Raw genomic sequence first — 10,643 nt, forward strand, 5'->3', positions numbered from 1 at the left:
GTCTTGCCATTTCCGCCGGCGCTGCCGAGTCGGACGCGTTGCAGCTGCTGACGCTGGAGGTCGATGCGCAGCCGAGCATCGAAACTCTGGGGCTGGGCTTGGCCGATGCCAAGGCGCTGCTCGCGCGGATGCAGTCTCMGATCGTCACGCGTCAGGTCGAGCTGATATCGACCAGCCAGCGCCGATGCGATGGCTGTGGCCTGAATCGCGCCATCAAGGACTACCACGACGTTCACTACCGCAGCCTGTTTGGCAATGTTGTCGTGAAGGTGCCGCGTTGGCGGCGATGCGAATGTCGTTGCAGCACCGCCCCAAGCGAACGGCGGGCCCGGCGTTGGATCTCGGCGGAGTTGGAGTACGTCCAAAGCCGCTTGGCCGCCACGATTCCGTATGCCAAGTCCTCGGAGTTGCTGGAGCTGTTGTTGCCGGTGGCCGGAGCCAACGCACCGAGTACGGTGCGACGGCACACCCTGGACGTTGGCAGGCGACTGGACGCGCAGGGCATCGAGGTCCAGCCAGAGGCGGCCGACATGGGCAGCGGATCGAACGTCACCACCGTCGGTCTGGACGGCGGCTACCTGCGGCTTTGCCATCCCGATGAGGAGAAATCGTTCGAGGTCGTCGCTGGCCGCGCCATGCGCGCCGGCGTCGGTCAGCGCAGTGTGGCGTTCGTTCGAACGGTTGATCCACACTCGCACGCGCGGGTGCGAGGTGTCCTGGCTGCTTTCGGCGGGCAAGACTTGCCGATGGAGGTCTTCACCGACGGCGACATCCAGCTTCGCCAATGGCAGCTGTCGACGCTGCCTCGTGCGAGGCATATCCTGGACTGGCATTGTCACGTTGCCGAYRGCGTAAGCTTTGATCGATGCMAAWGAAGAAGTCKCTGTATCACGGTCAYCGKTTCCCTGCGGTGGTGATCAGCCARGCGGTGCGCTGGTATTTTCGATTTCAACTSAGCCTGCGCGACATCGAGGARCTKCTGTTCGAGCGCGGTGTGGTCGTCAGCTACGARACGATCCGGCGCTGGTGCGACAARYTCGGCGCGAGCTTYGCRCATKGCGCCAAGGGCGCACGCCGCAAGCCGGGATCGACCTGGCATCTGGACGAGATGTTCGTGTCGCTGCGCGGAGAACCCTACCTGCTATGGCGCGCGGTCGATCAGCATGGCGCTGAACTCGACGTCCTGGTGCAAAAACGCCGTGACAAGGTCGCTGCCAAGCGCTTCTTCAAGCGCGTGCTGGCCGCCTGCCCGGAGGCGCCACGCAAGATCGTCACCGACCAACTGCGAAGTTATCCGGCTGCCAAGGYCGAGATCCCTGAGCTTGCGACCGTGCGGCACGTGTTCGTGAAGGCCTGTGCGCGCGTGAACAACCGCGCCGAGAACAGCCATCAACCCAGACTGAGCGAGCACCCTATCGCGACGTCCGGCCAAAAAACCATGCTTGCCAATGAAACCAGCATCCCTTCTGCTGCGTCGAAGGCGTCGCCGGTGAGAAGGTGCCAAGCGCCATCGTTCGCATCCCGCGAGGCCATGACAATGGGTTCTACGTCCTCGACAATGGACCGGACTGTCAGGCACGCCGCATTGGGCGGGCTGTCGAGTGGCCAATCGCGGGATTCGGAAGGCATCGCTGAGTTCTACGGTTCCGATTCTGCTCAGGCACTTTGATGCCCAAGTTATGCAGTTGCCTTTGAGAGAATGGGCGCCTTCGTTCATCCTATCCGCGCCCGAGGGCTCGGGCAGCCTCGATGACTAGTGGTGCGAAGCGCTGTGTAAACGACTCGCGGTTCCATTCAGAACAAGACCCGGCAATATGGACGGCCGCGATGGGTTGGTTGTTGTGGTCGAGGATTGCCGAACTGACTGCGATCTCGCCAAGCAGGCTCTCCTCCAGTGACAGGCCGTAGTTGAGCGCTTTCGCCTCGGCGACCTTCAACTTGATCTGCGCCTTGTCCGTCACGGTCTTGGGCGTCAGGGGCGCAAGCACCGAACGATCCAGGATGTCGTCGACCGCTTCTTCGCTCAAGAACGACATGATGGCTCGCCCCCCCGATGAGCAGTAAGTTGGGATACGTCGTCCCACCAGTGTCGCGAAGAACGTCTCGCGCTTACTCTGCCTGCGCATCGCATAGATGATGGACAAGTCGTCGAACAGGCTCAAGTCGACGCGCTCACCCGTCTGCCGCTGCAGATCGRCAAGGACGGGTGTAGCACGTTCCATGAGCGGATTGCCGCGCAGAAAGTCGAACGTGCGCTCCAGCAGTTTCTTGCCAAGAACGTAGCCGCGGCCATTCGGTCCCTTTTCCAGATATCCCAAGATGGCCAGGGTATGTGCCATGCGTTGGGCCGTGCTTCGGTCCATGCCGGCCTGCTCCGCAAGCTCATTCAGGCTGAGCGGCCCCGGCCGCGCCCCCAGTGCCTCCAGCACGCTCATGCTCTTCGCCACGGACTGCACAAACAAGTGATCAGGCGCTGACATCGGGTTTTCCAAGGTAAGTAAATCGAGGCGATCCAGGGCACGCACGAAAATCTGCGTACTAACCCTGATAAATGGTTTGATCGTACTATTATAGAATCATAGTGTACTGCATTGCAATACAGATAGCCCAAAATTTATGGATCTGCGTCGAATCGGTGCATTTCCGAGACTGTGTTGACTCCCCAAAAGAAGGATCCTTGATATGAAGCGAATCGTCATGCGTCGTGCCGTTCTGGCACTGTTTGCTGCTGCCGTCGTTCCCATGGCTGGTGCCCAGGGTCAGAGCGAACCGATCCGGCTGGGTGTGATGCTCCCCTTGACCGGGCCCGCCGCGCTGGCCGGCACCTCCATCCTGGAAGGAATTCGCTTCGCCGCGGACGAGGCCAATGCCAAGGGCGGCGCCAACGGTCGCAAGGTGCAGCTCTTCGTCGAGAACGACGAGGGCTCGTCGACCAAGGGCGTGACCGCCGTGCGCAAGCTGGTGGAATCCGACAAGGTCATCGCCATCAGCGGCACCTATGTGAGCGCGGTTGCGCTGGCTGCATTCAAGGTGGCGCGGGAGTTCAAGGTGCCCATGGTCTCGGCAGGCTCGACCTCGTCGAACGTGACCGACGCGAACACCGCAGGCGACCCGTGGTTCTTCCGTGCCTTCCCCGGCAGCGACGAGCAGGGCGAGCAATCGGCACGCGACATCGTCAAGAAGCTCAATGCGAAGAAGGTCGCGCTCATCCAGGAGAACTCGATCTACGGTTCGTCCCTGGCCGAGCAGATGAAGAAGGTGATTCCGCAGTACGGCGGCCAGATCGTCGGTGTCGAAAGCTACAACCCCGACGAGCGCGACTTCTATACGGTGCTCACCAAGGTGCGCATGAAGCAGCCCGACGCGATCTACATCGCGGGCCTGATGGATGCCGGCGCGCAGATCATCAAGCAGTCGCGCGAGGTCGGGCTGAAGGCCGAGCTGGTGGGCTCAGGCTCGATGATGAGCGACAAGCTGATCGAGCTGGCGGGACCGGCCTCGGAAGGTTTCGCGGTGTCGTCCATGTTCGAGCCGTCCACGCCCAACAAGGTCGGCCAGGCATTCACCGCCGCCTTCCGCCAGAAGATGAGGAAGGAGCCCGACGTCTACAGCGCGCTGGGCTACGACTCGATGCACCTGCTGATCGAGGCTGCCCGCCGCGCGCCGAAGCTCGACGGCGCCGCCATGCAGGCCACGCTCAAGTCGATGAAGGACGTGCCGCTGGTGCAAGGACCGGACGGCACGGTGTCCAAGTTCGACGACAAGGGCAGCGTCAGCTTCAAGATCGGCCTGGCCGTGGTGCGCAACGGCAAGCGCYAGTGGCTGCCGTTCGACTGACGAGCCCCAGGTCAAAATGGATTTGCTCAGTCTGTTCCCGCAGTTCCTGGCCAACGGGCTGGTCAACGGCGCCAGCTACGTGCTGGTGGCCGTCGGCCTGACCCTGGTCTTCGGCATCCTGCACATCGTCAACTTCGCCCATGGCGAGTTCTACATGCTGGGCGGCTATGCGGCCGTCACAGCCTCCGCGGTGTTCGGCCTGCCTCTCTTTCTCACGCTGCTCGTGGTGGTGCTCTGTCTTGCCGCATTCGGCATGCTGGCCGAGCGGATCGTCTTCAAGCCGCTGGCCAATCGAGATCCGGGCAACGCCATCATTGCGTCCTTCGGTCTCTCGGTGCTGCTGCAGAACGGCGCCCTGATGGTGTTCGGCGCCCAGCCGCAGTCCCTGAAGACCGACCTGGCGAGCGTCCCGGTGCAGATCGGACCGGTGTTCCTGACGGGGCAGCGCGTGCTGATCGTGGGCGTCACGATCGCGATCGTGGTCGCGCTGCTGCTGGTGCTGCGCTTTACTTGGACCGGACGCGCATTGCGGGCGATGGCGCAACACTCTGTCGTGGCGCTGATCAGCGGTGTGAACGTGCGCAAGATCGCCGTGATCACCTTCGCCATCGCCGCCGCCATGGCCGGTGTGGCAGGCGCATTGATGTCATCGGTGCTTCTGGTGCAGCCGACTGCGGGTGCCATGCTGGTCATGAAGGCCTTCACGGTCGTGATTCTCGGCGGCATGGGCAGCATCGGCGGCGCCGTGATCGCCGGTATCGGCCTGGGTGTGATCGAGGCGATGGTGTCCGGCTACATCGGCAATGAACTGCGGGACATGATCGGCTTCTTCCTTGTCATCGCCATGCTCCTGATCCGCCCGCAGGGCCTGCTGGGCCAATCCACGGAGCGTTCCTGACATGCGTCATCTTCTTGCATTGCTGGTCGCCATCGGCGCCTTGCTTCTTGTGCCGGCGATGGGGCCGGGCGGCTATGTCCTGAACATCCTGGTGATGATCTTCATCTTCGTCATGCTCGCGGTGAGCCTCGACCTGGTCATGGGCTGGGCCGGGCAGTTCTCCTTTGCGCATGYGGCCTTCTTCGGGATCGGCGCTTATACGACCGCCATTCTCGAGCGGGATTACGGGACCGGCATCTGGCTCAACCTGCCGGCGGGCATGCTGGTCGCCGGCCTGTGCGGCCTGCTGCTCGGACTGCCGGCGCTGCGGCTGCGCGGCCACTTCCTGGCAATCGTGACGATCGCGTTCCAGACCATCGTCTACCTCGCACTCACGCAGTGGAAGGGGCTCACCGGCGGCCAGTTCGGCATCGAAGTGAAGCCGGTTGCGGGCTTCGAGTCGATCGACCGCTTCTACTACCTGGCCCTCGGACTGAGCGTGGCGAGCGTCGCCATCGGCTGGTGCCTTGCGCATTCGCGCCTCGGTATGGCGTGGAAAGCCGTGCGCGACGACGAGGTGCTGGCACGGGCCATCGGCCTGAACACCACGGCCAGCAAGCTGACGGCCTTCGTGATCGCCTCGGCGCTGGCCGGCGCGGCGGGCGTGCTGGTGGCACACCACATCCGCGGCGTGACGCCGGACGACTTCACCGTGTTGACCTCCTCGACGATCGTCGCGATGGTGGTCGTGGGCGGGCGCGGCACGATCTGGGGCCCGCTGCTGGGTGCGGTCGTCTTCACCGCGCTGCCGGAGGTGCTCGGTTTCGCCGCCAACTACAAACTGATCATCTATGGCCTGCTCATGATCGTGATGGTGATCGTGATGCCGCAGGGCGTGTTCGGCGCATGGGTCGGAAGGACGAAGAAATGAAGGCGCCTCTGCTGCGATTCGACACCGTGACGCGCCGCTTCGGCGGGCTGGTGGCGCTCAACGGGATCAGCTTCGACGTCGGCGAGGGCGAGATCGTGGGGCTGATCGGGCCCAACGGTTCGGGGAAGTCAACGCTCGCGAACATCGTCACGGGCGTCCTGCCGCCGAGCGCCGGGACGGTCTACATGGGAGACACCCGGATCTCCGGCACCGCCCCGTGGCGGATTGCGCGCGCGGGCGTCGCGCGCACCTTCCAGATGCTGCGGCTGTTCCCCTCGATGTCGGTCGCCGACAACATCGCGCTGGCGATGCAACCGGGGCTGAAGAGCGGTTACGGCGCCTCGATCTTCCGCCTGGCCTCGGCCAGCCGGGAAGACGGCGAGGTTCGCGCGAAGGCCATCGAGATGCTCTCGTTGTTCAACCTCGAGAAGTTCATCGACCAGCCTGCCACGGCACTGTCGATCGGCCAGCAGCGCATGGTCGAACTGGCGCGCGGCCTGGCCACGGGACCGCGTGTGTTCGTGCTCGACGAGCCGGCCGCCGGGCTCTCGCCGCCCATGGTCGACCGCCTGATCGAAGTCATCGGGCGCATGCGTGCCGACTACGGTGTGACCGTGCTGCTCGTCGAACACGTGATGCGCGTGGTCCAGGCCGTGTGCGACCGCGTGGTGGTGCTCGACTACGGCGAGAAAATTGCCGACGCCACGCCGTCGGAGGCCATCAACGACGCGCGCGTGGTCGAGGCGTATTTGGGAACAGGACGGTCGAAGCATGCTTGAAGTCAGGAACATCGAGGCCGGATACGGACGCTCCAAGGTGCTGTATGGCGTATCCTTCTCCGTGCTCAAGGGCGGGCTGACGGCGGTGCTGGGCGGCAACGGATCCGGCAAGTCGACCACGCTGAAGGCGCTGGCCGGCCTGGTGGTGCCGACCGCCGGCGAGATCCTGCTCGACGGCCAGCGCGTCGATCAGGTGCCGGCGTACCAGATGGCCGGCAATGGCCTGGTGCTGGTGCCGCAGGGCAAGGAAGTCTTCGCCGGCATGTCGGTGGAGGAGAACATCCTGATGGGCGCCTATCACCGTCGCAGCGAGAAGGCGCAGATCCGGCGCGACCTCGACGACGTCTACGCGTTCTTCCCGCGGCTCGTCGTGCGCAGGAAGGCGCTGGCCGGACTGCTTTCGGGGGGCGAGCGCCAGATGCTGTCCATCGGGCGCGCGCTGCTGGCCAAGCCCCGCTTGCTGCTGCTCGACGAACCCTCTGCCGCGCTGTCGCCGAAGGTCGTAGGAGAGATCGCGGACATCATCCGCGACCTGCGCACCCGGGGCCTGTCCATCCTGCTCGTCGAGCAGAACGTCTCGATGGCACTCGAGCTCGCCGACGAGATCCACATCCTGCGCGAAGGCCGGGTGGCGCACTCGTGCGTCAACGGACCCGATGTCGACCTGGCCTCGCTGCAGCAGTTTTACCTGGGCGCCGCGCCGATGCCGGTCGCCGCTTCGAAGGAGGCCTGAGCGCATGCGATTCAAGGACAAGAACATCATCGTCACCGGCGCGGCCCGGGGCATCGGTCGCGCGACCGTGGAGCGCTTTGCTTCCGAGGGGGCCAGGGTGCTGGCCGTCGACCTCGATTTCGAGGCAGGCGAGGCCATCGGCGCCGGCGTACACACGCTGGCGCTGGACCTCGCGAGCGACGAGGCGCCCCTGCGCGTCATAGAGGCGGCCCGGGGGCTCGGCGGCGCCGTCGATTTCCTGGTCAACAACGCAGGCGTCGGCGGCTCCAAAGCGCTCGCGCTGTCGGACGATGCCCTGATCGACCGCATCCTCGGTGTCAACCTGCGTGCGGTGCTGCGCCTGACGCGCGATGTGCTGCCCGCGCTCGCGGACGGCGGCAGCATCGTGAACGTCGCCTCGGTCTTCGGCGAGACGGGCTTCCCGGGTTCGACCGCCTACGCGGTGGCCAAGGCCGGCATCTCGCAGCTCACCCGRCAGCTCGTGTCCGATCTGTCCGCGCGCGGCATCCGCATCAATGCGGTGGCGCCCGGCGTGATCCATACCGCGATGACCGCGCACCGTCTGAATCACGACGCCGCCTACCAGAAGGCCATGGTCGACGCGACGCCACTGAAGTCGATCGGCACCGGTGCGCAGGTCGCATCCGTCATCGCGTTCCTCTGCAGCGAGGACGCCTCCTTTGTCACAGGCCAGGTCATCGCCGTGGACGGCGGGTGGCTGGCCTGCCACGCGCACGCCTGAGTGCCGCGTGCCTTCCATCCACTCCAAGGACATACCGATGAATCCCAACGATCCCGTGATCTGGCCGAACGGCGCGCGCTGCGCGGTCATGCTGGCCTTCGACTTCGACGCCGAGACGCTCTGGCTGTCTCGCGATCCCGCGAACGCGAAGCGCCCCGGCACCTTGTCGCAAGGCACCTACGGTGCCAAGGTCGGCGTGCCGAAGATCGTCGAGACGCTGAAGCACGCCGACGTGTCCGCCACGTTCTTCGTTCCCGGCTGGACCGCCGAACGGCACCAGGACAAGGTCGAGCTGGTGCTGCGCCACGGGCACGAGGTCGGGCACCACGGTTACCTCCACGAATGGATCGACCCCGACAAGCCGGATCTCGAGGAAGAGGTCTTCGTCAAGGGCCTCGAGGCGCTTCGGGCCACCGTCGGCGTCAAGCCCCTGGGCTACCGCTCACCGGCGTGGGAGACGAGCCACAACATGATCGCGTTGATCCAGAAGTACGGGCTGCGCTACGACAGCTCGCTGATGGACCAGATCAATCCCTACCGCCATGTGCTGGCCGACGGCAGCGCCGGCCCGATCGAACTGCCAGTCCATTGGAGCCTCGATGATGCACCGTTCGCGCTGTTCTCCATCAAGACGCCGCGCACGATCGTGTCGAACCAGCAGATCCTCGAGGTCTGGAAGGACGAGTTCCGCGAGATCTACAGCTGGGGCGGCCTCTTCTCTCTGACGATGCACCCGCAGGTCATCGGCCGGCCGTCGCGCATCGCGATGCTGCGCGAATTCATCGCCTGGATGCAGGATTTCCCCAATGTGTGGTTTGCGCGCGGTGGCGAAGTCGCCGACGCTTGGGCGAACGCCGAGGCCAACGCCTGAGCTCCATGCAAGATCACGAGTACGAAAAGCTGGACGGCCTGGGCCTGGCCGCGCTGCTGCGGGCCGGCGAAGTTACGTCGCAGGACCTGATGGAGTGCGCGATCCGGCTGGCGCGCGCGCGCGCCCCGGCCCTGAATGCGCTGAGCTACGAGCAGTACGAGGAATCGATGGCCGTCGCGCGGGCGTGGACGTCGCGCGGCGCCTTCGGCGGGATCCCGTTCCTGTTGAAGGATTCCGGCCTGGCCTCGACGCGGCTGCCATCGAGCCTGGGTTCGAGGCTGTTCAACGACATGCGCTACACGCGCAACGCCACCCTCGTGGACCGCTTCGAGATGGCCGGCTTCATCGCGTTCGCACGCTCGAACGTGCCGGAGCTGTGCATGGCGCCGACCACTGAGGCAGTGCGCAACGGCGGGCCGACGCGCAACCCCTGGGATGCAGGCCGTTCGGCCGGCGGATCCAGCGGCGGCACGGCCGCTGCGGTGGCGGCCGGCATCGTTCCGGTGGCCCATGGCAGCGATGGCGGCGGATCGATCCGGATTCCCGCCTCGTGCTGCGGGCTGTTCGGCCTCAAGCCCTCGCGCGGCCTGGTGCCGATGGGGCCGTTCCGGGGTGAAGGATGGGGCGGCCTGGCAGTCGACGGCGTGTTGAGCCGCACGGTGCGCGACACCGCGGCCGCCATGGATGCCATCGCCGGCGCGGAGCCCGGCGCGCCCTATGCCGGCCCGGTGTTCGAGAAGACCTTCCTCGCAGCGCTCGATCAGGGCCCGGCGCGGGCGCTGCGCATCGGCGTATGGCGCAAGCCCTTCGGCGACATGGTGCTTGCCCCCGAATGCGTGGCGGCACTCGAGGCGACGGCCAGGCTTTGCGCATCGCTCGGACACGAGATCGTCGAGATGGACACGCCCGCCTTCGACTACGACGGCTTCGTCGATGCGCACGCCGAGGTGCTGGCGGCCAACATCGTGGTGTCGGTCGATGCACGCCTGAAGGTGCTCGGTCGGGCCTTGCGCGACGACGATCTCGAAGCGGCGATCCGTGACGGCTACGAGATGGGCCATTCGGTGTCGGCGGCGGTCTACGCCTCGGCGATCAACCGCTTCCATGACATCGGGCGCCAGATGGAGGCTTGCATGGACGGCGTCGACGTGCTGATGACGCCGGGGCTGGTCCAGTTGCCGGCTCCGATCGGCGAGCTGGCGATGACCGGTAGCTTCAGCGACTTCCGCCGCCGCATGGGGCGCTACTCGACCTTCTTTGCATTGATCAACGCTTCGGGGCAGCCCGCTGCGAGCCTGCCGACCTACTGGACACCCGAACGGCTGCCCGTGGGCACCCAGATCATTGCGCGCCTCGGGCGTGACGACCTCATTCTTCAACTGGCCGCGCAGATCGAAGCGACCGGAACCTGGCAACCTCACAAAGGAACAGCAACGTGACAAGCGCGGTCTCCATTTGTCTCCTGACCTCGGCCGACTTCGATGCCTGGGCGTCGCTCTGGAAGGGCTATCAGCAGTTCTACAAGGTCGACCTCGCGCCGGCGGTGAGCGAGCGCACCTTCGCGCGCCTGCTCGACGCCGCCGAGCCGATGCATTGCGCGCTGGCCGTGCAGGACGGCCGGCCCGTGGGTTTCGTGCATTTCATCTTTCATCGCTCGACCTGGACCGAGGGCGACTACTGCTACCTGCAGGACCTGTTCGTCGACCCGGCATGCCGGGGCGGCGGGCAGGGCCGGAAGTTGATCGAGCACGTCTACGACACGGCCCGCAAGCAGGGCGCCTCACGCGTCTACTGGCTGACCCACGAGACGAACACGGACGCCATGAAGCTCTACGACAAGGTCGCCGAGCGCTCGGGCTTCGTGCAGTACCGG

Annotated in this window: 10 protein-coding genes and 2 pseudogenes; 11 read left to right on the plus strand and 1 reads right to left on the minus strand. The window is 65.3% G+C overall.

Translation table 11 applies throughout. The annotated features are described in order from the left end of the window. Positions 1-917, plus strand: a pseudogene (locus AC1D2K_RS20335) (hypothetical protein); the annotation flags it as partial. Continuing rightward, positions 866-1,396: pseudogene (locus AC1D2K_RS20340) on the plus strand (IS6 family transposase); the annotation flags it as partial. The pseudogenes AC1D2K_RS20335 and AC1D2K_RS20340, both read left to right, overlap by 52 nt. Before the next feature lie 322 nt (positions 1,397-1,718). Here the strand turns inward: AC1D2K_RS20340 and AC1D2K_RS20345 are convergent. Next, positions 1,719-2,525, minus strand: coding sequence for an IclR family transcriptional regulator (locus AC1D2K_RS20345; protein WP_478090636.1), 807 nt, complete (start codon positions 2,523-2,525; stop codon positions 1,719-1,721). A 157-nt stretch (positions 2,526-2,682) separates the two neighbouring features. Here AC1D2K_RS20345 and AC1D2K_RS20350 point away from each other — a divergent pair, with 157 nt between their 5' ends. From AC1D2K_RS20350 to AC1D2K_RS20390, 9 genes are all read left to right on the plus strand, one after another. Continuing rightward, a complete protein-coding gene (locus tag AC1D2K_RS20350) occupies positions 2,683-3,837 on the plus strand; it encodes an ABC transporter substrate-binding protein (RefSeq protein ID WP_478090637.1) in 1,155 nt (384 codons plus the stop codon). Between the two features lie 16 nt (positions 3,838-3,853). Continuing rightward, positions 3,854-4,735, plus strand: a complete 882-nt coding sequence (locus tag AC1D2K_RS20355) for a branched-chain amino acid ABC transporter permease (protein ID WP_478090638.1) — start codon at positions 3,854-3,856, stop codon at positions 4,733-4,735. Between the two features lies 1 nt (position 4,736). Further along, positions 4,737-5,645 (plus strand): branched-chain amino acid ABC transporter permease, encoded by a 909-nt coding sequence (locus tag AC1D2K_RS20360; RefSeq protein ID WP_478090639.1) that lies wholly within the window; start codon positions 4,737-4,739, stop codon positions 5,643-5,645. Then, positions 5,642-6,424: an ABC transporter ATP-binding protein gene (locus AC1D2K_RS20365; protein ID WP_478090640.1), complete on the plus strand. Its 783-nt coding sequence runs from the start codon at positions 5,642-5,644 to the stop codon at positions 6,422-6,424. Before AC1D2K_RS20360 ends, AC1D2K_RS20365 begins: the two co-directional genes overlap by 4 nt. Then, positions 6,417-7,157, plus strand: coding sequence for an ABC transporter ATP-binding protein (locus tag AC1D2K_RS20370; protein WP_478090641.1), 741 nt, complete (start codon positions 6,417-6,419; stop codon positions 7,155-7,157). Before AC1D2K_RS20365 ends, AC1D2K_RS20370 begins: the two co-directional genes overlap by 8 nt. A gap of 4 nt (positions 7,158-7,161) precedes the next feature. After that, positions 7,162-7,899, plus strand: a complete 738-nt coding sequence (locus AC1D2K_RS20375) for an SDR family NAD(P)-dependent oxidoreductase (RefSeq protein WP_478090642.1) — start codon at positions 7,162-7,164, stop codon at positions 7,897-7,899. A gap of 37 nt (positions 7,900-7,936) precedes the next feature. Beyond that, a complete protein-coding gene (locus tag AC1D2K_RS20380; RefSeq protein WP_478090643.1) occupies positions 7,937-8,770 on the plus strand; it encodes a polysaccharide deacetylase family protein in 834 nt (277 codons plus the stop codon). A 5-nt stretch (positions 8,771-8,775) separates the two neighbouring features. Then, complete coding sequence (locus tag AC1D2K_RS20385) at positions 8,776-10,209, plus strand: amidase (RefSeq protein WP_478090644.1); 1,434 nt, start codon at positions 8,776-8,778, stop codon at positions 10,207-10,209. Next, positions 10,206-10,643, plus strand: a 438-nt coding sequence (locus tag AC1D2K_RS20390) for a GNAT family N-acetyltransferase (protein WP_478090645.1), incomplete at its 3' end; no start/stop codon positions are given. The genes AC1D2K_RS20385 and AC1D2K_RS20390, both read left to right, overlap by 4 nt.

This window comes from Variovorax sp. P1_H12_2 (assembly GCF_056405335.1).

Bases quoted from the DNA above. Each gene is read 5' to 3' on its own strand.
- AC1D2K_RS20355 (WP_478090638.1), top strand. From the start codon at position 3,854: ATGGATTTGCTCAGTCTGTTCCCGCAGTTCCTGGCCAACGGGCTGGTC.
- AC1D2K_RS20370 (WP_478090641.1), top strand. From the start codon at position 6,417: ATGCTTGAAGTCAGGAACATCGAGGCCGGATACGGACGCTCCAAGGTG.
- AC1D2K_RS20385 (WP_478090644.1), top strand. From the start codon at position 8,776: ATGCAAGATCACGAGTACGAAAAGCTGGACGGCCTGGGCCTGGCCGCG.
- AC1D2K_RS20365 (WP_478090640.1), top strand. From the start codon at position 5,642: ATGAAGGCGCCTCTGCTGCGATTCGACACCGTGACGCGCCGCTTCGGC.
- AC1D2K_RS20380 (WP_478090643.1), top strand. From the start codon at position 7,937: ATGAATCCCAACGATCCCGTGATCTGGCCGAACGGCGCGCGCTGCGCG.